The sequence below is a fragment of the Ruegeria sp. HKCCA5839 genome (assembly GCF_013035585.1).
Classification (GTDB): domain Bacteria; phylum Pseudomonadota; class Alphaproteobacteria; order Rhodobacterales; family Rhodobacteraceae; genus Ruegeria.
In genome coordinates this window covers 130,748-155,323 of the sequence record NZ_WQIE01000006.1, presented here as the reverse complement: position 1 = coordinate 155,323, position 24,576 = coordinate 130,748, and the positions used below count along the sequence as shown (strand labels likewise).

Annotated in this window: 25 protein-coding genes; 12 read left to right on the top strand and 13 right to left on the bottom strand. The window is 58.6% G+C overall.

Translation table 11 applies throughout. The features are described from left to right. Window positions 1-248: 248 nt before the first annotated feature. The gene (gene mutL / locus GOV38_RS16380; protein ID WP_171209168.1) at window positions 249-2,099 is read left to right on the top strand and encodes a DNA mismatch repair endonuclease MutL; all 1,851 of its coding nucleotides are present in this window, start codon (window positions 249-251) and stop codon (window positions 2,097-2,099) included. 52 nt (window positions 2,100-2,151) lie between these two features. Then, the gene (locus GOV38_RS16375; RefSeq protein ID WP_171209167.1) at window positions 2,152-3,381 is read left to right on the top strand and encodes a DNA recombination protein RmuC; all 1,230 of its coding nucleotides are present in this window, start codon (window positions 2,152-2,154) and stop codon (window positions 3,379-3,381) included. Between the two features lie 3 nt (window positions 3,382-3,384). On the opposite strand, the gene GOV38_RS16370 is transcribed toward GOV38_RS16375, so the two are convergent. Genes GOV38_RS16370 through GOV38_RS16360 form a run of 3 tightly spaced genes read right to left on the bottom strand, consistent with a single transcriptional unit; the run spans window position 3,385 to window position 5,152 of the window. After that, window positions 3,385-3,789: a hypothetical protein gene (locus GOV38_RS16370; RefSeq protein ID WP_171101551.1), complete on the bottom strand. Its 405-nt coding sequence runs from the start codon at window positions 3,787-3,789 to the stop codon at window positions 3,385-3,387. Window positions 3,790-3,837: 48 nt separating this feature from the next. Beyond that, entirely contained in the window at window positions 3,838-4,488 is a 651-nt protein-coding gene (locus tag GOV38_RS16365; protein WP_171209372.1) for a ChrR family anti-sigma-E factor, read from the bottom strand. 10 nt (window positions 4,489-4,498) lie between these two features. Beyond that, window positions 4,499-5,152 carry a sigma-70 family RNA polymerase sigma factor gene (locus GOV38_RS16360; RefSeq protein WP_171209166.1) on the bottom strand — a complete coding sequence of 218 codons (654 nt, stop codon included), beginning with the start codon at window positions 5,150-5,152 and terminating at the stop codon, window positions 4,499-4,501. 149 nt (window positions 5,153-5,301) lie between these two features. On the opposite strand from GOV38_RS16360, the gene GOV38_RS16355 reads away from it, so the two are divergent. The 5 genes from GOV38_RS16355 (at window position 5,302) to GOV38_RS16335 (ending at window position 8,330) form a co-directional block, all read left to right on the top strand. Then, a complete protein-coding gene (locus GOV38_RS16355) occupies window positions 5,302-6,102 on the top strand; it encodes a DUF1365 domain-containing protein (protein ID WP_171209165.1) in 801 nt (266 codons plus the stop codon). 47 nt (window positions 6,103-6,149) lie between these two features. After that, on the top strand, window positions 6,150-6,467 hold the full coding sequence (locus GOV38_RS16350) for a DUF3775 domain-containing protein (RefSeq protein WP_171101542.1): 318 nt from the start codon (window positions 6,150-6,152) through the stop codon (window positions 6,465-6,467). 131 nt (window positions 6,468-6,598) lie between these two features. Next, a complete protein-coding gene (locus GOV38_RS16345) occupies window positions 6,599-6,826 on the top strand; it encodes a DUF1127 domain-containing protein (protein WP_171132035.1) in 228 nt (75 codons plus the stop codon). A 49-nt stretch (window positions 6,827-6,875) separates the two neighbouring features. Then, the gene (locus tag GOV38_RS16340) at window positions 6,876-7,076 is read left to right on the top strand and encodes a DUF1127 domain-containing protein (protein ID WP_171101539.1); all 201 of its coding nucleotides are present in this window, start codon (window positions 6,876-6,878) and stop codon (window positions 7,074-7,076) included. Window positions 7,077-7,265: 189 nt separating this feature from the next. Continuing rightward, complete coding sequence (locus GOV38_RS16335) at window positions 7,266-8,330, top strand: M48 family metallopeptidase (protein ID WP_171209164.1); 1,065 nt, start codon at window positions 7,266-7,268, stop codon at window positions 8,328-8,330. Window positions 8,331-8,365: 35 nt separating this feature from the next. On the opposite strand, the gene GOV38_RS16330 is transcribed toward GOV38_RS16335, so the two are convergent. From GOV38_RS16330 to GOV38_RS16315, 4 genes are read right to left on the bottom strand one after another with little or no spacing between them, the layout of a single operon-like run. After that, the gene (locus GOV38_RS16330) at window positions 8,366-9,508 is read right to left on the bottom strand and encodes a saccharopine dehydrogenase family protein (protein ID WP_171209163.1); all 1,143 of its coding nucleotides are present in this window, start codon (window positions 9,506-9,508) and stop codon (window positions 8,366-8,368) included. 3 nt (window positions 9,509-9,511) lie between these two features. Beyond that, a complete protein-coding gene (locus GOV38_RS16325; RefSeq protein WP_171209162.1) occupies window positions 9,512-10,567 on the bottom strand; it encodes a saccharopine dehydrogenase in 1,056 nt (351 codons plus the stop codon). A gap of 15 nt (window positions 10,568-10,582) precedes the next feature. Beyond that, a complete protein-coding gene (locus GOV38_RS16320; protein ID WP_171132042.1) occupies window positions 10,583-11,197 on the bottom strand; it encodes a glutathione S-transferase family protein in 615 nt (204 codons plus the stop codon). Window positions 11,198-11,208: 11 nt separating this feature from the next. Beyond that, on the bottom strand, window positions 11,209-11,859 hold the full coding sequence (locus GOV38_RS16315; RefSeq protein WP_171209161.1) for a histidine phosphatase family protein: 651 nt from the start codon (window positions 11,857-11,859) through the stop codon (window positions 11,209-11,211). Window positions 11,860-11,998: 139 nt separating this feature from the next. Between GOV38_RS16315 and GOV38_RS16310 the strand changes: the two genes are divergently transcribed. The 4 genes from GOV38_RS16310 to gcvP all read left to right on the top strand — a co-directional run bounded on the left by GOV38_RS16310 (window position 11,999) and on the right by gcvP (window position 17,930). Continuing rightward, a complete protein-coding gene (locus GOV38_RS16310) occupies window positions 11,999-13,186 on the top strand; it encodes a Zn-dependent hydrolase (RefSeq protein ID WP_171209160.1) in 1,188 nt (395 codons plus the stop codon). 297 nt (window positions 13,187-13,483) lie between these two features. Beyond that, a complete protein-coding gene (gene gcvT, locus GOV38_RS16305; protein ID WP_171209159.1) occupies window positions 13,484-14,578 on the top strand; it encodes a glycine cleavage system aminomethyltransferase GcvT in 1,095 nt (364 codons plus the stop codon). 18 nt (window positions 14,579-14,596) lie between these two features. After that, window positions 14,597-14,962, top strand: a complete 366-nt coding sequence (gene gcvH, locus GOV38_RS16300) for a glycine cleavage system protein GcvH (protein ID WP_171101523.1) — start codon at window positions 14,597-14,599, stop codon at window positions 14,960-14,962. A 112-nt stretch (window positions 14,963-15,074) separates the two neighbouring features. Continuing rightward, window positions 15,075-17,930 carry an aminomethyl-transferring glycine dehydrogenase gene (gene gcvP / locus GOV38_RS16295; RefSeq protein WP_171209158.1) on the top strand — a complete coding sequence of 952 codons (2,856 nt, stop codon included), beginning with the start codon at window positions 15,075-15,077 and terminating at the stop codon, window positions 17,928-17,930. A 198-nt stretch (window positions 17,931-18,128) separates the two neighbouring features. Here gcvP and GOV38_RS16290 read toward each other — a convergent pair whose 3' ends face one another. The 3 genes from GOV38_RS16290 to GOV38_RS16280 form a co-directional block, all read right to left on the bottom strand. Further along, window positions 18,129-18,614: a GNAT family N-acetyltransferase gene (locus GOV38_RS16290; protein ID WP_171209157.1), complete on the bottom strand. Its 486-nt coding sequence runs from the start codon at window positions 18,612-18,614 to the stop codon at window positions 18,129-18,131. Window positions 18,615-18,623: 9 nt separating this feature from the next. Then, complete coding sequence (locus GOV38_RS16285; protein WP_171209156.1) at window positions 18,624-19,577, bottom strand: homocysteine S-methyltransferase family protein; 954 nt, start codon at window positions 19,575-19,577, stop codon at window positions 18,624-18,626. Between the two features lie 203 nt (window positions 19,578-19,780). After that, on the bottom strand, window positions 19,781-21,064 hold the full coding sequence (locus GOV38_RS16280; RefSeq protein ID WP_254430569.1) for a cytochrome-c peroxidase: 1,284 nt from the start codon (window positions 21,062-21,064) through the stop codon (window positions 19,781-19,783). Window positions 21,065-21,067: 3 nt separating this feature from the next. On the opposite strand from GOV38_RS16280, the gene GOV38_RS16275 reads away from it, so the two are divergent. Then, on the top strand, window positions 21,068-21,538 hold the full coding sequence (locus GOV38_RS16275) for a tetratricopeptide repeat protein (protein ID WP_171101519.1): 471 nt from the start codon (window positions 21,068-21,070) through the stop codon (window positions 21,536-21,538). Window positions 21,539-21,568: 30 nt separating this feature from the next. Here the strand turns inward: GOV38_RS16275 and dctP are convergent, their stop codons facing one another. Genes dctP through GOV38_RS16260 form a run of 3 tightly spaced genes read right to left on the bottom strand, consistent with a single transcriptional unit; the run spans window position 21,569 to window position 24,532 of the window. Continuing rightward, complete coding sequence (gene dctP, locus GOV38_RS16270; RefSeq protein ID WP_171209155.1) at window positions 21,569-22,630, bottom strand: TRAP transporter substrate-binding protein DctP; 1,062 nt, start codon at window positions 22,628-22,630, stop codon at window positions 21,569-21,571. A gap of 24 nt (window positions 22,631-22,654) precedes the next feature. Beyond that, on the bottom strand, window positions 22,655-23,944 hold the full coding sequence (locus tag GOV38_RS16265; protein ID WP_171209154.1) for a TRAP transporter large permease: 1,290 nt from the start codon (window positions 23,942-23,944) through the stop codon (window positions 22,655-22,657). After that, the gene (locus GOV38_RS16260; protein ID WP_171209153.1) at window positions 23,945-24,532 is read right to left on the bottom strand and encodes a TRAP transporter small permease; all 588 of its coding nucleotides are present in this window, start codon (window positions 24,530-24,532) and stop codon (window positions 23,945-23,947) included. Window positions 24,533-24,576: the final 44 nt, after the last annotated feature.

The following is a 24,576-nucleotide window of genomic DNA, read 5'->3' as shown; positions in this document are numbered from 1 at the left end:
TAGGCTGATCTTTGCTCGTTCTGAAACGATTTAGGTCTGTGAACAGATTTGTGTTTCAAGATATGCTAATGCAATTAAAGTGTTAACAATATAGCCACCACTCACCTGACCTCGTCCGACCTGTCGCGCCTCGACCCCTAACCGCCCTGCGGTATGGCGCAATAGGTCGGGCGAGGTTCAATTCTTCTACTCAAACCTCGATCCATGCCGCTGGCAGAATCGCACAGCGCTGTGCTAGGTTTTGGGGTATGGCTCAGACGAACCCCAATATCAGCGATGCTCGACCCGTTATCCGGCAACTGGATGATGCTGCGATCAACCGGATTGCGGCGGGCGAGGTGGTGGAAAGACCGGCCTCGGCGGTGAAGGAACTGGTGGAAAATGCCATTGATGCAGGGGCAAGCCGGGTCGCGATTGATATCGCTGATGGGGGCAAAACCCTGATTCGCGTGACGGATGACGGGTGCGGTATTGCAGCGGAAGATTTGCCGCTGGCACTGTCCCGCCATGCAACGTCCAAGATCGACGGCTCAGATCTGCTCAACATTCACACTTTCGGTTTTCGGGGTGAAGCTCTGCCCTCACTGGGGGCTGTGGGTCGGCTGACCATCACCAGCCGCGTTCCCGGCGCGGATGCGGCCCAGATCCAGGTGTCGGGAGGCAAGATGGACGCGGTGAGACCTGCCGCCTTGCGCGCTGGTACCGTCGTTGAACTGCGTGATCTGTTCTTTGCCACACCCGCGCGTCTGAAATTCATGCGTACCGACCGGGCCGAGGCGCAGGCGATCTCTGACACGGTCAAGCGCCTGGCGATGGCCGAACCGGCGGTCACTTTTACCCTGCGCGATGTTTCGGGTGGAGGTGAAGGCCGTGTGAGTTTTCGGGCCGACCGGGAAAACGGCGATCTGTTTGACGCTCTGCACGCCCGTCTGGCGCGGGTGATCGGGCGCGAATTTGCGGAAAACGCGCTGCGGATCGATGCGACACGAGACGGGATCAGGCTCTATGGCTATGCGGCGTTGCCGACCTATTCCCGAGGCGCAGCGGTGGCGCAGTACCTGTTCGTCAATGGCCGTCCGGTCCGCGACAAGATGCTGACGGGCGCGCTGCGCGCGGCATATTTCGACTTCCTCAGCCGCGACCGCCATCCGGCGGCGGCGCTGTTCATCGACTGCGACCCGACTCTGGTGGATGTGAACGTGCATCCCGCGAAATCCGAAGTGCGGTTCCGCGATCCCGGCGTCGCGCGCGGGTTGATCGTTTCGAGCCTGCGCCACGCATTGGCCGAGGCCGGGCACCGGGCATCTTCGACTGTCGCGCATGCGACTTTGGGTGCGATGCGACCTGAAACGGCGCAGCCCTCGCCGGCACGTGTCTATCAGATGGACAGGCCCTCGCCTGCAGCGCGCCAAGCGGCCTATCAGGCGCAGGCGCCGGGTTTTGCCGAGATGTCGCGCGACTATAGCGGCCATGTGGTCGAGTCTGCGCCTGAACCTGTGTCCGAGGCTGCTTCTGAGGACCTGCCTTTGGGTGCTGCGCGCGGCCAAGTGCATGAGAACTACATCATCGCCCAGACCGCCGACGGGATGGTGATCGTCGACCAGCATGCCGCGCATGAGCGGCTGGTTTATGAAAAGCTCAAAACCCAGATGGGTGAAAATGGCGTCGCCGCGCAGGCGCTGCTGATCCCCGAGATTGTGGAACTGTCCGAGGGGGATTGTGCCCGTCTTATGGCTGTGGCCGAGGATCTGTCGCGGCTGGGCCTGACACTGGAGCCCTTTGGCGGCGGTGCCATTGCCGTGCGCGAAACCCCGGCCATTCTGGGTGAGGTTGATGCCCACGCGATGATCCTGGATATCCTGGATGAGCTGGCTGATCAGGGAGAAAGCCAGATGGTGCAAGCCCGGATCGAGGCGATCCTGAGCCGGGTTGCCTGTCACGGCTCGATCCGGTCAGGTCGCCGGATGCGCGCGGAAGAGATGAACGCCTTGCTGCGCGAAATGGAGGCGACGCCCCATTCCGGCCAATGCAACCACGGGCGGCCGACATACGTAGAGTTGAAGCTGGCCGATATCGAACGGCTGTTTGGGCGCAGTTGATCCGACAGTCATGCCGGGCTATGAAGAATAAAACAAGAACATCCGAGGCGACATGATCGAGATTGCTGGAACTCAAGTGGCTTTGAATGACCCTGCTGTGCTGATCGGTGGCGGGGTGGTCGCGCTGATCCTGCTGCTGCTGTTCCTGTCGCTGCGCGCCTCGAACCGCTCGGCCCGGATGGCCGAACCCTTGGCCCGGCAGATGGTGCATTTGGGTCAGCATGTGCAGCAGTTGGGGCAGGGGCAAGAGCAGTTACGCGGTGGGCTCAAACATGTCTCGGACACACAGGCCAATGCTCAGGTGCAGGTGATCCAGACGGTCGAGTCGCGCCTGTCATCGGTGCAGCAGCAGATGAATGACCGGTTGGCCGACAATGCGATGAAATCCGCCCGCGCGCTGGCCGAAATGCAAGAACGGATGAAGGAATCGCTGCATGGCTCTTCGAAACAAACCGCGACCTCGCTGACGCAATTGCAAGAACGTTTGGCCGCGATCGACAAGGCGCAAGACAATATCACCAAACTGTCGGGCGACGTCCTGTCATTGCAAGACATCCTGTCGAACAAACAGACACGCGGCGCGTTTGGAGAGATTCAGCTGAACGACATCGTTTCCAAGGCACTGCCTTCGGACAGTTTCCAGTTGCAAGCCACGTTGTCGAATGGGCGACGGGCGGATTGTCTGATTAACCTGCCAAACCCTCCGGGGCCGATTGTGATCGACAGCAAATTCCCGCTGGAGGCCTATGAGGCCCTGATCGGATCCACCAATGATGCGGAGCTGAAAGCAGCGGTGCAGATGTTCCGCTCGACCGTGCGCAAACACATCAACGATATTGCCGAGAAATACATTCTGGATGGCGAAACCGCAGATGGCGCGCTGATGTTTTTGCCGTCCGAGGCGGTCTATGCCGAGCTACACGCAAAGTTCCCCGAACTGGTGCAGGAGAGTTTTTCAAAACGCGTCTGGATCGTTTCGCCCACCACATGCATGGCCACCCTGAACACGATGCGCGCAATCCTGAAAGACGCGCGTATGCGTGAACAGGCGGGGGCGATCCGCAAGGAGCTTGGGTTGCTGCACAAGGATGTGGAACGTCTGGGTGAGCGCGTGTCCAACCTCGACCGCCATTTCGGTCAGGCGGCCAAGGATATTTCGGACATCAAGATCAGCGCTGAAAAGGCCGGGCGCCGGGCGCAGCGTCTGGACAATTTCGATTTCGAGGAATTGGCGCCCGACGACCACACGAATGTGGTACCGCTTGGCAAATCCGAAGGTTAGGCCTTACTGGATCGACAGGTCGAGGTTGTAGCCGACCGTTTTGCCTGTGTCCCGATCATTGCCCATCAGATAGACCCGGATCGTATAGTCACCACTTTCGGGCAGATCGACCCGGGCGGTGTTGCCGTTGATCGAGCCGATATAGATCGCTTCTCCATCACTGCCGGGGGGCAGGATGTTGAAATAGATCACCCCGTTGCCATTGGTATCACTGACCTGAAGCTCAGCAAACATCTCCTGACCGGCTGATGCGCCCAAGCTATAGTCGAAATACTCGTCCCCGGTGATTGTGCCGCTGACCATGGTACCGAAATTGCCGGGTGCGAATTTGACGTCGGCTTTCATTTGGGCCGTCGCGATGGAAGCAGAGGTGATCAAGGCTGACGCCAAAACAAATCTTCCGAACATGCGCACACTCCTTTTAGGGTTCCTTGCCTTGCGGAAGATAGATCAGACTCAGATCCGCAGGAACGGTTGGAATAGACGTGGCATCAGCTTGCTGAACTTCAGTGGCGCGTCGGTGACCGCCAGGCAGATGCAATCTTCTGAAATGTCTGCGACTGGTGTGTGCTCCAGATGTTCATCTGCAATCTCGACATCGCCACGGCCAAAGTGGTCGACTTCGTCCGAGAAGGCCCCTTGCAGCACCATCGTCAGTTCGATGCCATTGTGACTGTGGTCCGGCACAGCAGTGCCCGCAGGGATAAACAACAGGCGCGCTGTTGCATCCCGCGTCGTCGGCAGGATCGCTTGTTTGACACCCATGCCAATCGGTCTCCACCGGATTGAATTCACGTCGCCGCCTACATAATCCTGAAGCGGTGTCGGTAAGACGGAACAATCAGAGCGCTTTGGCTTAGCGGTCGGCTGACCCTGCGCAATCATGGCCATGGTCGCCGCCAGCGACTCTTGACCCATTGTGATATCAGCTGCCTGATCTTCCAGCACCGAGCCGCCCACCGCGTCAAAGCTTTCCGCGCGGGCGCGGCAATGGTCACACAATGAGATATGCGTGGCGACCATAAGGTCGAACGCCTCGGGCAGCGAGCCTGCGGCATAGGCCATCAGCAGGTCATCCGTCAGGTGATGTTTTATGTCCTTCTTCATCATCGTCATCTCAGTTCATTGCGTGGCGCAGGCGATCCAGTGCCAGCCGTATCCTTGATTTGATCGTGCCCAGCGGCAATCCGGTTTGCGAGGCAATCTCGCGGTGACTCAGATCGCCAAAATAGGCTTTCTCGATCAGTTGTCTCTGCGCCTCAGGCAACGCGGTCAACGCGTCACGCAGCTGCGCGGTTTCCTGTTGCAGCGCAATCACATCGTCCTGGTCCGGCTCGGCCTCGGGGCCCCATCCCAGATCTTCGGGCTCGGGGCGGCGTTGCTTGCGCAAGACGTCGATGCGCTTGTTTCGGGCAATGGTGAAAACCCAAGTGGCCACGGTTGCCCGGGACGGATCAAACAGGTGCGCCTTGTGCCAAAGGGTCGCCATGACCTCTTGCGCACATTCCTCGGCCAGCGCGGCATCCGATCCTGATTTCATCAGGAACGCCTTGATGCGCGGCGCGAAGTGCTGGAACAGCTCGGCAAAAGCCGCCTGATCCTGCCCGTCCCGAATGCGCCTGACATGGCCCACCCACTCTGGTTCTGGGTTGCAACTGTCAGCCGTTCGGTTCACCTGTTTGCCCTTGATACGTTTTGTGACCACAGTTTTCGCCACGCCGACGGGCGGCGCAGGATCGTCCAAGGTCACGGTGTCGATCTCGGTAAACATAACCACATTACGTTGTCTGACCCAAGCCGGATCACTTTCACCGTCGAAAATGATCCAATTTTGTTTAGACTGCGTAATGCAGAGCATCCTTGATCGAAGAAATATAAGGCTTTTGAGCGCTTTACAGGCCGAATGGGATAAGAATAGGAATGACGCAGATCGATCATATCGCCGGCCATACCTATCACGGCCGCAAGGGTGCGATCGACAACGCGTTTCGCTATTCCATCGACTACATCCTGTTCGACCCCGAGGCGCAGAATGACACGCCCGCTTTGTTTTCCATCAACCGCGCCAACGTCACCAATTGGCGCAATCGCGATCATGGTGGCGAGCCGCATAAGGGACGGGGCGCGGTTTGGGTGCGCGAGTGCTTTGACGCGCACGGCTTAGCTCAGCCCGACAGACTGACGCTTTTGACCCAACCGCGTGTGCTGGGCCATGTGTTCAACCCGGTAAGCTTCTGGTTCTGTTTCGACGCCGATGACCACATGTTTGCTGTCGTTGCCGAAGTGACAAATACCTACGGCACCCGCCACAGCTATCTCTGCATCAAGCCTGACCTGTCGCCGATCACTCCTTCTGATCGAATTGTTGCGACCAAGCGGATGCATGTCTCACCGTTTCAAGAAATCGAGGGGCAATACACCTTTCGCTTTGACTACAGTGATCAGCGGGTCGGAGTGTGGATCGACTATGGGCGCGAGAACGGAGGTCTGATAGCCACATTGACCGGGCAACGCGCTCCGTTGACCAACCGCGTGATCCTTTGGTCTTTCCTGCGTCGCCCTTTTGGTGCGCGGCGGACGTTTATGCTGATCCTGTGGCAGGCGATCAAACTGTGGGTCAAAAAGGCTCGGTTCCGTCCGTTCCGCAGCGCGCCGGTTCCTGATCACCCCGTTTCAGGCCCCGGCACCGAATTGCGCAAGATCAAAGACGGCGCCGCCTGATGGTGATTGGGTTCTGACCAAACCGCGAACGCAAGGAGTTTGGACAGATGCTGGAAATCTCGGCACGGAAAGTGGCGCAAGTTGCGATGATGGGGCGCGAGTTGGATCGCGCCGAAGGTGAGTTGCGTGCCTTTATTGACCGAATGGGTGAGGACGAACAAGCCGAGCTGGTGGCGATCATGTGGATCGGGCGCGAAAGCTTCGACACAGACGATCTGGCCGAAGCCATCGCAACCGCCAGGTCCGAGGCCTCGACTCCCTGCGCGGACTACCTCATCGGCACACCTCATATGTCGGATCACCTTGAAAACGGGCTGGATGCGCTGGGCATTTCCGCTGAAGACGTGGAAAACGATCTGATGTAGTGTGTTTCGCCGAAGGCCAACTCTACCAATCAACATTAACGCAGCTTAATGCGCTGCTTTGGCGATCTTCAGAACCACCTCCTTTATTTGAAGTGTGACGGAAACACAGTTCAAACCAGGAGGAACGCATTATGCAAAATGCAGGAATACTCACCCCGCAGCGCGGGATTTTCGACGGGCTGTTCTCGGACTACGCTGAAGCAAAGGTTGCGCAGTATCGCCGTCGATTGGTCGCCAAGACTGAGAGAGAGCTGAGCAACCTCTCGGATCAGCAGTTGAACGATATCGGTGTCCCTCGGGATCAGATTGCGCAACGGGCCTACGACTCCGTTTACGACCCAGCATCGCTCAAACGGTGAAGCCAACTTCGCCAAAGTTTCAGATGTAACGAGTCAAAAAGGAACAGATATGTTCGACCTAGACCCCAATACCCAATCCTACCCGCCTGCAAGTACATTGCTCTTGTTCGACCGCGCGATGCGCATTCAAGCCGTCCGAGCTGACATCGTCGTCGCCGCACAACAGTTGAACGGATTAACGGACCACCAACTGGCTGAGTTGGGGATCAATCGAAGCGATGTAGAGGAAACGATCAACCGCTACATCTGACGGCAAGGAACACCAAAGTGACAGATCGATTAACCAAAAGGCCACTCTGACCCTCGGAGCTGGCCTTTTTTCTTCAAAAATCGATCCGCGTCAGATCCTAGGTCTTAATTTCGACACCTTGCGAAGTTCAAATATGTGCATTGTATCGCCCCGAGTTGATGGCGAAGAACTCAATTCATAGCTGTTTGAATGCAGATAAAAAGCTTGCTCGGTAAATTTCGGGTGTCGTCGTTCACGCTCATCATTGCGTCCATTCTGATCGCTGCGTCAGGCGCGGTTTTGCATTTTGGTGATAAACACCGCGAGATTGTCAGGACATGCAATTTAATCGACAGCCATCCGCAGGATGCTGTTGCGGCGTGTGACACTCTATTGAAATGGAGCGCGGTTTTCCCGACAACACGGTCATTGATTCATCGTCACAAATTGCGGGCTTTCATGCAGTTGAAAGACTGGGACGCCGCGCGGGCCGAATCTGAGCTTGCGATCAGAGAAACTCCGAACAGCTATATACCTTGGGGGTGGAAGGCATTTGTCCTTGTAAAAACAGAAGACTACGCTGAAGCAATGGTGGCTGTTGATCGCGCGCTAGAGTTACAGCCAAATGACGTTTGGAGTTTGCAGACGAAGGTCAAACTGCTGAGCAGAATGAACCGTCATGATGAGATATTACCATTCCTAGAAGACGTCACCGAACACTACGACGCCGGGGTCTGGGCCTGGAATAGGATCGGCCGGATCCGTTTGAAGGAAAAAGACTATCACAGCGCTGCGCTGGCTTTTGCTGGCGGTGTTGTTGCCGATACCGAGAACCGCCGTAATCGGCGAGACTTTTTCAAAGCCTGCAACCTGGATGGTCCGCAATGCCCAATGCTTTTTCCTGCCCATCAGGATGAAGGTGCTCCGCAAAGCTGCCGGGCCTCGATCGAAAGACTACCTACCCTGTTTCCGGCGTGGCCGTGGGACGAAAGTTCGCAAGCGGTTGAAAACTATCTTTATCAAACCTCTCCAGTGCAGAGCGGGCTTGTGTTGGCCTATAAGCGTAGTTTGGATGGAGTTGTGAATGGCAGGTCGGGTCGCTATCCGAACACGTTCAAGGAACTGCACGATACGCTAACTTGTGTTCGTGCAGCGCGTGTGGAAATCGAGACGAACTGGTGGGAACAAAGGCTGGAAGACGACCTGAAACGCAGTTATCCAAGCCATATTGTCAACAACGCCCTACGCTGGGCGCATCACCGCTTGGAAAGCTGAGACCTCTGTCCTGAACTGCACTGGTGCGAGCGATGTCAGCCCAGATGATCCACCACTTGCAAATGCTGCGCCAGAATGTCGATTTGGGCCATCCAGTCCTGCACCAGTTTCGGATCGCTGGGGGCTGCGTGAACACCGGCGGGAATGGCGCGGTTCAGTACGGCCTCGACCGCCAGTGACACGGGGACCGAGACCAGGCGCGCCATGGCTGTGCCGCGTGCGTCGCCCCAGGCGTCCATGACATAGGTTTTGTGCCAGACCGGCACGCCGTCTTTTTCGGCCTTCAGACCCACGCACAGAACCACGCGGTCGGGCTCATCGGCGTCATAGGCGTTTTCGGCCCAGAACTGATCGGACATTTCCTTCAGCCGTGCATCGCCTTCTGGCCCCGAGAGGGTTTCGATCTCGGCAAACACATCTGACCAGGCATCCGCCCATCCGTTCAGGCGCAACGTGCCGCGGACGAATTCCTTGACCGGCCAGTGCTCTTCAAACTGGTATTCGGCCATGAACGGGATCGAGTCGCGGTTGGGATAGACCTCAAAGCTTTCCGGCGTGGGCAGCGGCGCGATATAGCTGGTAATCGCGTCCCAGGGGCGGGCAACATCCAGCGGCGCGTAATCGCGGATGGATTTCGATGGCGACCGCAGGGCCTTGAGCACCCCAAGCGGCGACCAGCTGAATTTGTACCGAAACGGGTTGGGGATCTTGGGAACACCGCCGCAATAGGAAATGAAGCTCAGGTGGTTTTGCGCATCAAACGCGTCCGAGGCGCGATAGTCGGAAACCAGCGCATGGGCCATGAGGTGATCGATGCCCGGGTCCAGACCTACCTCGTTGACCAGCGCCACTCCGGCTTCGCGCGCCTTGTCGTCCAACGCGCACATTTCGGGTGCGATGTAAGACGACGAGACAAAATTGGCCTGTTTCGAGATCGCCAGCTCGGCCAGTGGTACATGCCAGTCACCGGGCAGCATGGACACAATCACATCGCCCGGCTCCAGCACGTTGCCCAAAGCCTCGATGTCAAAGGCGTGGATATCGTCCGTCAGATCGCCGATCTCGGCCTTGGCCTTTTCGATGGTCCGGTTCCAGACGGTGACTTTGTGCCCACCTTCGATCAGGCGGCGCAAGCCGGGGATGGCCGACAGGCCGGTGCCACACCAGTGAATCGTCATTGCTCAGATCCCTCTCATATGCGTTTTGTAGGTTGCTTCTGCCCGGCCCCAGACGCCTTTGTCCAGATCGGCCAGAGTCAGCAGCGAGGGCAGCAGTTGCGCCGCGTAGTCTTGTGAACTTTCAACCGGCAGCATCGACGGAAGGTTGTCGATCGCCATGACGTCCATCACAGGGTTTGTGGCCACACGCAACGCCGGTGCGTCCCAAGTCGTAGCCCGGTCATAGACCGGAACCGGGTTATAGTCACTGTCCGGGTCACAGGCGACATCACCGATCGCAGTCAGTTTGCGCTCGGCTGTCAAAGCATCACGTGGGACAAAGACCGGTGTGCCCGGTCGCGCAAAGATGCAATTCAGGAACAGATCGTGGTCCAGGATTTCGGGGAACGGTCCGCCACTGGCGGTTTGGGCCATATCCCATTTGGTGACGGTGACACCCATGGCTTCGCACAGGTCAGAGGCCCCGGTTCCGACGCGCCCCAAGGCACCGATGACAATGGCGCTGGGTCGGGCCGCACCCGTTGCGTCCAGCTCGGCCAGAAGCTCGGCGTTCAACCTGTCTTTGTCTGCATAGACACCCACAGGCGGGCATTCCTGCCCGCGTTGCTGCGCAGCCCAAGTTTTCAAAGTTACGGCGGCCCCGGCATAGCCCGCCCAGTACCCAAAGGCCGCGACACGCCGTCCATCCTCGTCCACCAGATATTCAAGATCATAGAGCGTACCTCCCCCGGCCTTGAACCGTTGCAGCAAGGCGCGGCCGGAATGCTGGCCCTTATAGGCATGGCCGAACATGATATGGCGGTGGGGTAGGGGAGAGCCGTCCTCGGGCAGTTCCTTCAGGCCAAAAATGATCGCGTCCGTTGGCGCTTGCGGCCAGGTATTTTCAGGCGCGATGTCACAACCCGCCTGTTTATAACCTTCGATGGGAATGGCGCGGACATGGCTTTCTTCGACGGTCACGCGAATACCCGCTGCGATCAGCGCTGCGGCCCCGTCAGGGGTCAACCCGACCCGTTCCTCGTTCGGGCGCTGTTCTGCCCGGACCCAGAGATGTGTCATCGCGTTTCCTTTTGTTCAGAGCATTCCAGCCGCACGCACGGCTTGAACAGACGGGCGCGCCTCCATCGCCTCGCGGAACGCGACGATTTTGGGAAAGGCCGAGACATCGACCCCGTCGCCTTCCAGCCAGCTGCACACCACATAGAGGTAAGCGTCGGCCAATGAGAATGCCTCACCCAAAACAAACGGCCCGCGCAGACCGTTTGCGCAGACATAGTCGCAGGACGCTGTCATCGTTTCGGCCACTTTTGCAGCCATGTCTTCCCAGCTTGTCTCTTTATCCGCCCAGCGATGCCCACGCATCTTATGCGCATGGTTCACATGCATGGTCGACGCCAGATAGAACATCACCTCACGCATACGGCCAGCCAACACAGGGTCTGTTGGCACCAGACCGGCTTGCGGTGCTTTGGCCGCGACATATTCCAGCAACGCGCCAGTCTCGGTCAGGATGCCACCATCAACCGCCAGGGCAGGCACGCGGCCCTTGGGATTGATCTGCAAATAGGCGGGCTTCATCTGCTCGCCACCGGCAAAATCCAGCTTGACCGCTTCATAGTCCAACCCTGCCTCTTCCAGGGCAATCGCAACGGCAACCGAGATCGTGCGCGGGGCGTAATAAAGCTGCATCAGAGGGCTCCTTACAGATGGGTCTGGGCGTATTGCCGGTCGGGCGCTTCCAGATGGGGAACGGCGTTGAACAGAACCGGGCTCAGCTGCGCCCCGATCGGATGCAGACGATGCATTGAGGTGTTCATGATGGCAAGAGCCACCCGCGCCATAGACGGTATATCCAGCCCCATCGCTTGCCGCACCACCATCGAGATCAACCCGCCCGAGGTCACGATGATTGCTGGCCCCCCTTCGGTGCCAATCTCGCGCAGCGCATCGCTCACACGGGTTTCGAACTCTTCAAACGTTTCGGGCGCATCCGTGATCTCTCCTCCAGCCCACGCGGCAAAGGTTTTGGGCAGATGCTCGACAAATCCTTCGCGGTCCGTGGGGATCGCCACGCCGTGTTGTTGTTCGAACAACTGCGCGAGAGTGAAATACTCGATCTCATTCAATCGCGCATCCTGAACCGGCTCAGACAATCCCATGCTGGCGGCGGTTTCGGCATGGCGGGTCAGAGTTCCGCAATAGACACGCGGATAGTAGATGTTGGTGTCGCGCAGATGCGCGCCCAGCCAGCGCGCCTGCTGGTGCCCCAAATCGCTGAGCTTGTCATAGCTGACCTCGTCGCGGGCTGCCGTGTTTGCCTGCCCGTGACGCACCAAAGTAATATGTGACATGTCGGTCCCTCTTGCGGCCAAGTCTTAGGGCAGCTTTCCACCCGGGACCAGAGGGGTTTGAACGCTGGACCAAAAAATCCTCGCGCCGGGGCGGTTTACGATTATGTTTGGCCCGACAATCAGATCGACAGGGGGGCTTATGGCCATCGATCATCAGCGTTTCATCGACGACCTGCACAGCTTGCGCGCATTTGGGGCCTCGGGCGTTGGCAAAGGCGTTATCCGCCCCGCCTATTCCGAGGCCGATATCGCGGCACGCAAGTGGCTGGCCGGGCGCATGACCGAGGCGGGTCTGACCCCCCATTTTGACCCTGTCGGCAACCTGTTTGGCTTGGCAGATGGACCTTCGCTGCTGATGGGATCCCATTCCGACAGCCAGCCCGCAGGCGGCTGGCTGGACGGCGCGCTGGGCGTGATCGCGGCCTTGGAAATCGCGCGATCCAGCGAACGGCCTATTTCTGTTGTCAGCTTTCAGGACGAAGAAGGGCGGTTCGGCGTCACCACCGGCTCGGCCGTCTGGTCGGGCGGATTGCCATTGGACAAGGCCGATGCGCTGACCGACGGTGCAGGCATCCGCTTTGACGCAGCGCGCGGCGCGATGGCTGATCTGTCGCAAGATTTCGTTGATCCCGACCGGTTCTCGGGTTTCATCGAAATGCATATCGAACAGGGCCCAACGCTTGACGCTTCGGGCGAGACTATCGGCGTGGTGACCGATATCGTCGGCATTCGTGACATGACGATTACCTTCGAGGGTCAGCAGAACCACGCCGGAACCACGCCCATGCACTTGCGGCGCGACGCGTTCCAGGCGCTGTCGTTGTTCAACACACAACTGAACGACCGGTTCCGCAACGTGGTCACTCCGCAAACCGTGTGGACCATCGGGCGCGTCGACCTGCACCCCAATGCCTCGTCCATTGTGCCCGGGCGCGTGCGGTTTTCGATGCAGTGGCGCGATGGTGATGTCGATCGCCTGGCCCGGATGGAAGAGATCATTCGCGCAACAGCGCAAGAGGTGGCGGACGACCTCGGTATGACCCTCGATTATGGCACGCTTCTCGGGTTGGAGCCTGTGGCCATGGATTTGACCCTACGGACGGCTTTGGAAACGGGCGCAGAACAGGTGGCTTCGGGGAAATGGCGCAGGATGCCGTCAGGCGCTTTGCATGACGCCACCAACGTGTCCCGGCTGATGCCTGTTGCGATGCTCTTTGTCCCCTCGATCAATGGAATCAGCCATGATTTCGCAGAAGACACGGATGATGCGGACCTGATTGCGGGCCTCAACGTATTGGATCATGCGGTTCGGTCGCTCAGCAGCTGAGATTCGCCTGTCCCCAAAAACCCATACCAATCAGTGGGGTGGTCGCGAAAATCGCGTTTAATGGCATTCCGCGGTCACAAGAGATTTACTCTGGGTTTGAAAAGCCAGCACAAGGCGTGTTGCCTAACGGAAAAAAGTTTCCTATAGGAACATCAGCGATGCATACGCCCGCATACCGCTCTGTTCAACAAAGGCTGTTTCGTCTGACACGAAGTGGAATCTTTGCAATCTGTGCGGCTTGAGGCAGACTGACACAAATGCATTCGGACCGATAGATACAGCAAGAAGGTATCCGCCATGACCGATGTAAAGCGCACACCCCTATACGACCTGCATGTCGAGCTTGGGGGCAAGATGGTCGATTTTGCTGGCTGGGAAATGCCGGTCCAATACCCGGCGGGTATCATGGCAGAGCACAACCAATGCCGCGAAAAGGCCGCTCTGTTTGACGTGTCGCATATGGGCCAGGTGATCCTGCGTGGCGATGCCGTGGGCGAAAAGCTCGAAACCCTATGTCCGCAAGCCTTTGCAACCCTGAAAGAGGGCAAGGCGCGCTATGGGTTTTTCACCAATGCGAATGGCGGGATCATGGACGACCTGATCGTGTCGAACGCAGGAGATCAATACTTCTTGGTGGTGAACGCGGCGCTGCGCCATCAAGACATCCCGCATATGCGCGACAATCTCGATGGCGTTGAAGTCATTGAAATCTTCGACCGCGCCTTGGTTGCGGTGCAAGGCCCTGCAGCGGAAAACGTCGTGGGCGCGCTCTGCCCTGCCGCGTGTGACCTGAAATTCATGGAAACCACTGTGGCCGAGATCAACGGTGTCGAGTGCCGCATCTCGCGTCTGGGCTATACGGGCGAAGACGGGTATGAGATCTCGATCCCAGAAGACAAGGCCATCGGAATCACACGTGCCTTTCTTGCCCACGAAGATTGCGAACCCGCCGGTCTGGGCGCGCGCGACAGCTTGCGGCTTGAGGCCGGGCTGTGCCTATACGGCAATGACATCGACCAGACAACTTCGCCCATAGAGGCCAGCCTGGGCTGGGCGATTCAAAAGCGCCGCAAGGAAGAGGGTGGCTTTCCCGGTGCCGCGCGGATCCAGCGCGAACTGGCTGAGGGACCAGCGCGTAAGCTGGTGGGGATCAAACCCGCTGGCCGCGCGCCTGCCCGTCAGGGTGTTGAGATCCAAAGCGCAAATGGCGCCTCCATCGGCCAGATCACCTCGGGCGGGTTTGGCCCAACAGTCGGCGGCCCGGTTGCAATGGGCTATGTGTCGGCAGGTCATGCGGAACCCGGCGAGACGGTGAACCTTATTATCCGGGGCAAACCGCAACCAGCCGAGATCGTGGCGCTGCCCTTCGTCAAACAGAATTACAAGCGTTGAAGTCAGGAGAGAGACAAGATGGCAACCTATTACTCCGAAGAGCATGAATGGATCGATGTCGACGGCGATACCGCGACGCTGGGCATCACCAAACATGCTGCCGAACAGTTGGGCGACGTGGTCTTTGTGGAACAGCAAGAGGTTGGCGACGAGTTCGAAAAAGATGGTGAGATCGGCGTGATTGAATCCGTCAAAGCCGCGTCCGAGCTCTATGCCCCGGTGGATGGCGAGATCACCGAAGTGAATGAAGCCTTGGCAGACAATCCCGGCGCTCTGAATGACGACCCAGAAGGCGAAGCCTGGATCTACAAAATCAAGATCACGGACGCCTCGCAGCTCGAAGATCTGATGGATGAGGCTGGCTACAAGGCATTCATCGGCTAGAACCCGGTGGCGGTTCTTTCGCGAGACCGCCTCTTCATCTTTTTTCAAATACTCCCGCCGGAAGCTCCCGCACTCTCCGCCGGGCCTGACCTATCCGTGAGGAGCGCACCACATGGCTTTCAAACTGACCGATTACGAAGCCTATGACTTCGCCAACCGCCGCCATATCGGGCCCAGCCCGACCGAAATGCGCGATATGCTCAAGGTTATCGGCTTCAAGACGCTGGATCAGCTGATCGACGCCACCGTTCCACCCGCGATCCGTCAAAAAGAGCCGCTGGATTGGGGCCCGGCGATGACAGAACGCGACGCGCTGTTTCATATGAAAGAGGTGGCAAGCAAGAACAAGGTTCTGACCTCGCTGATCGGGCAGGGCTATTACGGTACCACCACGCCCGCACCGATCCTGCGCAACATCCTGGAAAACCCAGCCTGGTACACCGCCTATACGCCCTATCAGCCAGAAATCAGCCAGGGCAGGCTCGAAGCACTTCTGAATTTCCAGACCATGGTCAGTGATCTGACCGGGTTGGACGTGGCCAATGCCTCGCTGCTTGACGAGGCCACTGCCGCCGCCGAGGCGATGGCGATGGCCAAGCGTGGCGGCCGCTCCAAAGCCAACAACGCGGCCTTTTTTGTCGACAAGAACTGCCATCCGCAAACCATCGCGGTGATCAAAACACGGGCCGAGCCTTTGGGCATCGACGTGCAGGTTGCCGACCCCGACACGCTGGACGCAGGCGCGGTGTTTGGCGCAATCTTCCAGTACCCGGGGACCCATGGTCATGTGCGCGATTTCACCGCTGAGATAGCGGCGTTGCATGAGCACAAGGCGATTGCCATCGTCGCCGCCGACATCCTGTCGCTGGCGCTTCTGAAATCACCCGGTGAGATGGGCGCCGATATCGCCATCGGCTCGACCCAGCGCTTTGGTGTGCCCATGGGCTATGGTGGCCCGCACGCTGCCTATATGGCGACGACGGACAAGCTGAAACGATCGATGCCGGGCCGTATCATCGGGGTCAGTATCGACAGCCGGGGCAACAAGGCCTATCGCCTGTCGCTCCAGACCCGCGAACAGCATATCCGCCGTGAAAAAGCCAACTCGAATGTCTGCACCGCGCAGGCGCTGTTGGCAGTGATGGCGTCGATGTATGCGGTCTATCATGGCCCTGATGGCATCAAGGCGATTGCCCAATCGGTGCACCGCAAGACCTCGCGTCTGGCCATAGGATTGGAAGAGGCAGGGTTCTCGGTCGAACCCGAAGTGTTCTTCGACACGATCACGGTCGAAGTCGGCCACCTGCAAAAAACGGTCATGGAGGCCGCCGTCGCGCGCGGCATAAACCTGCGTAAAGTCGGTGAGACCAAGGTTGGCATTAGCCTGGACGAGCAGGCCCGCTCCGAGACCATCGAGGCTGTCTGGGGCGCCTTTGGTATTGACCGTAAGGTCGACCGCACGATCGTGGCGTATCGCTTGCCTGATTACGCCCTGCGCGAGACGCCTTATATGACGCACCCGATCTTCCACAAGAACCGGGCCGAGGCCGAGATGACCCGCTATATGCGCCGTCTGGCCGACCGCGATCTGGCGTTGGATCGCGCAATGATCCCGCTGGGGTCCTGCACCATGAAGCTGAACGCCACGGTCGAGATGATCCCGGTCACCTGGCCCGAGTTTGGCAATCTGCACCCGTTTGCGCCGCAAGATCAGGCGCAGGGCTATCGTGAGATGATCGACGACCTGAACGACAAGTTGTGCCAGATCACCGGCTATGACGCGATCAGCCAGCAGCCCAACTCGGGCGCGCAGGGCGAATATGCGGGTCTTCTGACCATTCGAAACTATCACATCGCGCGGGGCGAGGGGCATCGCAATGTCTGCCTGATCCCGACCTCGGCCCATGGGACCAACCCGGCCTCGGCCCAAATGGTGGGCTGGCAGGTGGTGCCGGTGCAGTCTGACGAAAACGGCAATATCGATCTGGACGATTTCCGCGCCAAGGCGGAAAAGTACAGCGACAATCTTGCGGGCTGCATGATCACCTACCCCTCGACCCACGGCGTCTTCGAGACCACGGTGCAAGAGGTCTGCCAGATCACCCATGATCACGGCGGTCAGGTCTATATCGATGGCGCGAACATGAACGCCATGGTGGGTCTGTCGCGCCCCGGCGATATTGGCGGCGATGTCAGTCACCTGAACCTGCACAAGACCTTCTGCATTCCGCATGGCGGTGGCGGCCCCGGCATGGGGCCCATCGGCGTCAAGGCACATCTGACCGAGCATCTGCCCGGCCACCCGGAATATGGCACCGCCGTGGGTCCGGTCTCGGCGGCCCCGTTTGGGTCGCCTTCGATCCTGCCGGTCTCTTGGGCCTATGTGCTGTTGATGGGCGGTGCCGGTCTGACACAGGCGACCAAGGTGGCGATCCTGAACGCCAACTACATCGCGGCGCGGCTCAAGGATGCTTATCCGATCCTCTACACCTCCGAGACGGGTCGTGTGGCGCATGAATGTATCCTCGACACCCGCCCGCTGGACGCCGAGGCGCATGTCTCGGTTGATGACGTGGCCAAACGGCTGGTCGATTCAGGCTTCCACGCACCAACAATGAGCTGGCCTGTGGCCGGCACCCTGATGGTCGAACCCACCGAGTCCGAGCCCAAGGATGAGCTGGATCGGTTCTGCGACGCCATGCTGTCGATCCGGGCCGAGGCGCAGGATATCATTGACGGCAAGATCGACGCCGAGAACAACCCGTTGAAAAACGCCCCCCATACGGTGCGCGATCTGGTCGGTGACTGGGATCGGCCTTACACGCGCGAACAGGCGTGCTTCCCTCCGGGCTCGATGGGGGTCGATAAATACTGGCCACCGGTCAATCGCGTCGATAATGCCTATGGCGACCGAAACCTCGTTTGCACCTGCCCGCCTATGGAAGACTACGCAGAGGCAGCGGAATAACAAAATTGCCCGGATCAGCCCGCGCTTTGCAGTAAATGTTGCGCGTGGCCGCAGTCCATTGGCCCGGTATTTTGTGTCAATCAAAAGCTTCCGGAGAGATCTCCGGGAGCGGAGTGTGCAGGTCCGGTCGGCGGACTTTGCTGCCGTTCGCTCTCTTGCTTCAAATGTCTGCTTTCGCGCTCAAAACTAGTTCAAAACTCAAAGGCGCATGCTCATCTCATGCCAAGTCAATCCTCCGTGGGTTGAGGCAGACTGTCTCAAATACAGATAACCAAGCTTCTCATAGAGCGGTACGTGATGCTCTTTGCACATTAAATAGATCATTTTTTTGTCCATCTCACGCATTCGGCCGATGAACTCATCCATCAGCGCCCGAGAGTGACCCCTTCCTTGTGCGGCAGGGTCGACGACCACGGACATGATGACAACATTCGGTGCATCGGGATCATGGCCGATGAGCTCCTTGAATTCCTCGTCTGACATTTCGACGTTATGCGCGCATCCACAATTGATGAAACCACATATCTTATTGTCTAATTCAAGGATCAGAAAACCCTCCGGGTAGGTCTCGATACGTTTGGAGATCTTCGCATGGGTCGCAGCTTCGTCTCCTTCATATGCGGCGGTCTCGATCTCGAAGCAGCGATCCGCATCGGCAAGCTGTGCGTTTCGAAAGGTGATCATACAGGTCTCTTATGCTGCAACTGATTTCCGAGCCTCGCTGACTTGCCTGGCGATTTGCCCGATGTGGCGACCGTCAGTGCCGCAACACCCACCCCAAACGTGCACATGTGGAAACCGTTTGGAAAGTGCCGCCATTTGCCCTCCCAATTCTTCCGGATCGCCATCCTCAAGGTGACCAAGGCTGCAAAGAGAGAGCAATTCCATTGCAACGGCATTCGGCAGAAAGCCTCCAAGTCGGTTGGTCCAATCGCCTTCGGTCAATCCAGGCTCGAACTCGGTCGGGTGGGCGCAGTTAACCATGTAGTAGAGCGGCGCGTTGCTCGTGGCGGCATCAATGTTTGTCACCGCATCGGCCAGCGCCGTGCCGTCGTTAAGTCGTCCACACTTCGCGATCATTGAAACGACGCTAGGGATGTCGGCAGCTTTCGCAGCGCGCGCAAATCCGATAGCTTCTTCAACACTTGAGAATGTCGCGGCGGTAACAAAGTCGGCCCCGGCGTCCCTGAGTGTAATGATCTGCTCTGAATGATAGTCTTCGGCTTCAGCGGCATTTTCTACCCGACCGGTTTCATAGGCGTCTCCACGTGGCCCGATGCTACCGCCAATCAGCATAGGCGTTGTGTCGCTCTGATACTCGCGAGCGAAATCCTTGTAGAACTCGATCCCACGAATATTGATTTCTGCGAGGGCTTCTTTTGAAAAGCCGATCAGTTCCCCCCAGTCACGGCTGGCTCGATAATGAAGGCCGTCGTTTATGACGCCGAACCCATTTTCGACAGCCGCCTCAACCAGCCTCCGGTGGTAGTCGGTCAGGCAAGCGAGGCCCCGCTTGTCATTCAACAGTTCAAATGCGCAAAAGTGACGAAGTTCGAAGCCGTCCTTGTATTGGAGCCAAGTCTCGAAACCCCAGCCACAGGCCATGTCTTGTCCGCTTTGTTGCGGAAAAGCTTGTTGTTGCGCCATGTCCGTCCCCCCCCTTGGTTGGAGGTAGATTAGCCAAATTTCTTACGATTGTCTCGGATCGTCATTTCCTTGATCGGACATTCATCCGCTGCGCAGCATCGGACAAACTGGGCTCGCAACGGACATTAAGCTTCGAGTTCGACAATCGTTAATTGCACCATTTGCTGCAAAGGTTTGGTGCTCGAAGGCGGGATTTTGTCTTCTTAGGGCTCAAACCCCTCGGGAACGCCAAAGGGCGGGGTGTCGGTGCTGGTTCCTGTCAGCGCGTTCAGGAAGGCGACCAGAGCGTCGATTTCCTGATCTGTCAGCTGCACTGGCTCTATGTCGACTTTGCTCTGCACCCGTTGCAGTTCAAGCTGATCCTGCCACACCACGAAATCTGCGGTTTGCAGCCAAGGCACGTCTGGCAGGTCGGCCATCTGGGGTGTCCATTCTGCAAAGCTTGTTTGCGGGTCCAGATGGTGGCGGATCATGCTTTCCAGATCGGGGAACGCGCCGTTATGGCCATAGGGCGCCGTCAGCGCCACGTTGCGCAGCATCGGGGTGCGGAACCGATAGGCGTCCTCAAGACGGTTGCTTTCGCCCATCCGCCCGACATCGCGGGCATATGGATCCCATTGGCGGGTCCGTCCGGGGCCGAAAGGCGGCAGGGCGAGTGCGTGAAACGCTTGATCCGTCATCAGCGGGCCGGAATGGCAGGTGGCGCATTGTGCCTTGCCGTAAAAGAGCCGCATCCCGTCTTTTTGAGATGCGGATAACGCCGTCTCGTCCCCCGCGAGATAGCGATCAAACGGGCTGTCGGTGCTGCGCCATTCGATGGCCATGAACGCGGCCAGCGCGTTGGCGATCTGGGTGATGGTGATGTCTTCGGTCGCGTCGATCTCATCAAACGCCGCGACCATGGCCGGACCGTAGCGGGGATCCGTGCGCACTCGCTTGGCCAGGATCGGCCAACCCAGATCAATCCGGTCGGCAACCGCGCCGGTCACCTGGTTTTCACCCACATTCCCGGCCATCTCGAATTGTGCGGTGAGCGGGAACAGCGCCTGCGCCGCCAGCAGCGAATTTAGCCCATCGGGCAGCCATTCCTGCGCCGGAGAGTTGAAGCCGTTGCCATAGACATCAGACAGGCTGAGCCGCCCGTCATGAAACACGGTGTGCAGGTCTTTGGCGCCAAGGTTCCACAAGCCGGGCGAGTTGCGCGGGATGCGTTTGCGGATCCTGTCCGCCCCGGTGCCGGGCGTGCGGTCCGGGCCTAGACCCTGCCCACCCTCGCCAATGCCCAGCGACAGGCCATCAGAAGTGCCGAAATCAGGATGGTGGCAATGGGCGCAGGATATATTCTGATTGCCCGACAGGATCGGGTCGTAAAACAGTTGATGACCAATCGCGGCCTGTTCCATATCAAAGGACAGGAAATCATCATCACTCAGCGGGCGCGGCAGGTCTTGGGCTGCGGCGGTCCCGGCAATCAGGAAAGCACCCAATCCATGCGCCAGCTTGTATTTGCCCTTTGCCTTTTCACGACGCCCGCATTGGCCGAACTGGAACAGGCGCGCGATTTGATGGAAGAGGGGAAATTTGAAGCCGCGCGCGAGGAATTGCTGCCCGCCGCGCGCTCGGGCAATGCCGAGGCTGAAGAGTTGATCGGTGTGATGTACGGCTTGGGCCTTGGGGTCGAACAGGACTACGAGCGGGCCTTTGAATGGTATCTGCGCGCCTCGATGAAAGGGCATCCGGGGGCGCAATCCGGTGTCGGATGGTATTACGAGGTGGGCTTGGGCATGCCTGCGCCCGATCTGGTGCGCGCCTATATGTGGTACACGCTCAGCGCGATCGGGGGCGATCCCGATGCGGCGATCAGCCTGGAAGAAGTGGTCAAGAAAATGTCGCCGGAGCAGATCGAAAGGGCGCATGTGCTGGTGAATGATTACAAAGGGTGGATGTACCCGTTTCGGTAAAGGCCGGGCCCGAAGGCCCGACCCACGAGATCAGTTCAGATCCGCATCGCGTGACGCGTTGACATCAGCCTCGGCTGCCGCGACCGCTTCGGTCAGAGCCACAAAGATCTCATCCCCGCGGGTTACGTTGGACTGGAACCAATCATAAACTGGTGTTGCCGCCTCTTTGAACGCAGCCTTCTGCTCGGGCGTGGGAACATAGAGGTCGCCGCCGCCAGCAACAAAGTCTTCATAGGCCTGGATCGATTTGCGCTTGGGTGAGGCAAAGGTGGCCTGCTGCAGCGCATAGAAGCCGTCAACCACCACGCGGCGCATGTCTTCCGGCATCTCATGGAACTTGGCGTTGTTCATCCACCACAGCGCGCCCATATAGGCGTGGCCATCCAGCGTGACATATTGCAGGCCCGCATCAGGGAATTTCATGCCCATGATGTCGGTGATCCCGTTCTTGGAGCCTTCGACCACACCGGTCTGGAAGCTGGTGAACAGTTCCGGCCACGGGATCGGGGTGGGCGAGGCGCCCAGAGCCTTGACCAACTCTTGCGGCAGGTCGGCCACCACGGTGCGGATTTTCAGCCCTTCCATGTCGGCAGGGTCAGCGATGCGGCGCTGCGTGTTGGCAAAGTTGCGCCAGCCGCCGGTGTTGCCGATAGTCATCAGACGGATCGCGCCGCCGGAATCCTCAAGCGCCATATCGCGCATGGTCCGGGTGAAATCACCCGACAGTACATGCTCGGCAATGCGGTCATCCGCCATCAGATAGGGTAGGTCCAGAACCTGCACGTAAGGAAAGATCCCCGAGGCACCGCCCGAGGTGGAAATATAGATGTCGATGGTGCCGTCCGCGACACCTTGCAGGCATTCCGCACCATTCGAACACAGCTGGGTGCCGATGAACAGCTCGACCTCGATAGCGCCGTTCGAGGCTGCTTCGACATAGTTCTTGAAAACAACCAGACCGTCATAGTCTTCGTCGTTTTCATTCGAGTTGGCCGTGGCGCGCAGCGTATAGTCGGCTGCTGTTGCGGCCACCGCTGAAGCGGCGACCAGCGATGTCGCCACCGCTGCGGATTTGATGAAGTTTCTGAGCATGCGTTTCCTCCCTGTGAAACTCAGTTAGTTGGCAAATCCCGTTATCCTCGGGATCGTCATGGATATTGCGGGGATATATGTGATCAGGAAGATCACGATAATTTCGACAGCCAGAAATGGCAGGATCGCCTTGGCGATGGTTTCGACCTTTTCGCGTGAGACGGCTGCGGCCACAAACAGCACAAGCCCCATCGGTGGCGTGGCCAGACCCACGGTCAGGTTCACGCTCATGATGATGGCGAAATGGATCGGATCGACGCCGAGGCTTGTGAAAATGGGGCCAAGGATAGGACCCAGAATGATGATCGCCGGGCCTGCGTCCAGGAACATGCCGACGATGAACAGCAGCAGGTTGATCAGGAACAGCAGGATCAGCGGGTTTTCCGACAGGCTCAGGATCAGCGAAGCCAATTGCTCGGGCGCGTGGCTGAGGCTGACCACCGTTTTGAACGCCATCGCGGCCCCAACCAGCAGCAGCACAACAGCCGAGGTCAGGCCCGCATTGCTAAGCACTTCGGGAACCTCTTTCCAGGTCAGCGTGCGCAGCACAAAGAAACCGATAATAAAGGCATATCCCACGGCAACGGCGGCAGCTTCGGTCGGGGTGAATACCCCACCCAATATGCCGCCCAGGATGATCACCGGGGTCAACAGCGGGAAGAAGGCTTTCAGACTGGCCTGCCCGCGCTCGGGCCAGGAGTATTTGCGGCTGGCGACAGGAAAGTCGTATTTGTCGGCCATAAATTTGATCATCAGCATCAGGCCAACGCCAACCATGACACCGGGCACGATGCCCGCCAGGAACAGCGCGGCGACGCTTTCGCCCATCACATAGGCATAGATGATCATGATCCCCGAAGGCGGAATGATCGGTCCGATCACCGAACTTGCGGCGGTGATGGCGGCGGCGAATTTACGGGTATAGCCCTGTTTCTCCATCGCCGGAATCAGCATAGACCCAAGGGCCGAGGTATCGGCCACCGCCGAGCCAGAGAGACCGGCAAAGAGGATTGAGCTGAGCACATTCACATGCGCCAGCCCGCCGCGCAGGTGGCCCATCAGGGCTTGGCTGAATTCAACCAGTCGAATGGTGATGCCGCCACGATTCATCAGCTCTCCGGCCAGCATGAAGAAGGGGATGGCCATCAGCGGAAAGCTGTCCATGCCGTTATAGACATTGCGATAGAGCAGCGTGATGTCGTTTGTCTGCCCGTTCAGCCACAGCAGGATACCGGGTGCGGCCAGAAGCGCGAAAAAGACCGGCAGGCCGATCATCAGAAAGACAAGGAAGGTGGGCAGGAACCAGATCAGCATCTATTCAGCCCCCACCGGTGCATCTGCAATTTCGGGCAGCAGGTCCTTGCCCCCCATAAGCGTCACGATCGCGCGCAGGATCAACTCGATATTCACGGCAACCAGCAGGACGATGCCCACAAGCAATGAGGCCATCATCCAGCTGCGCGGGATGCGATACCATTCGTCAAAGCCCATTGATGTAGGCAGATAGAGCGCTGCGGTGGCGAACTTGCCGCCAAAGCCTGTGACCTCGGACCAGCCGATATTGACGGCCACCAGTAGGACCAAAAGCGAAACGAGCAGCAGGCACAGCATCAAAAGCTGGCCCAATACGCGCGGAAGCATCAGGGGCAACATGTCGATGGCCACAAAGCCGCCGCGCCGGAACGCAGTGGGGGCCATGAGGCCGGTCATCCACAACATACAGAAACGCGCCGCCTCATCCGGCCAGGGCAAGGCGTTGCCTAACACGTATCGAAAGAACACCTGAATCAGGATTGCGATGACCATGAGTGCAATCGCAACAACGCCAACCGCGCGGCCAATACGCAGCACGGTTTCGTTCACGAATGCAATCGGCGCAAGCACCGATGCCAGTCCGCCCATGCGGATCCTCCCTTTTTTGGCTGCGGGTATCACCCGCAACCGTC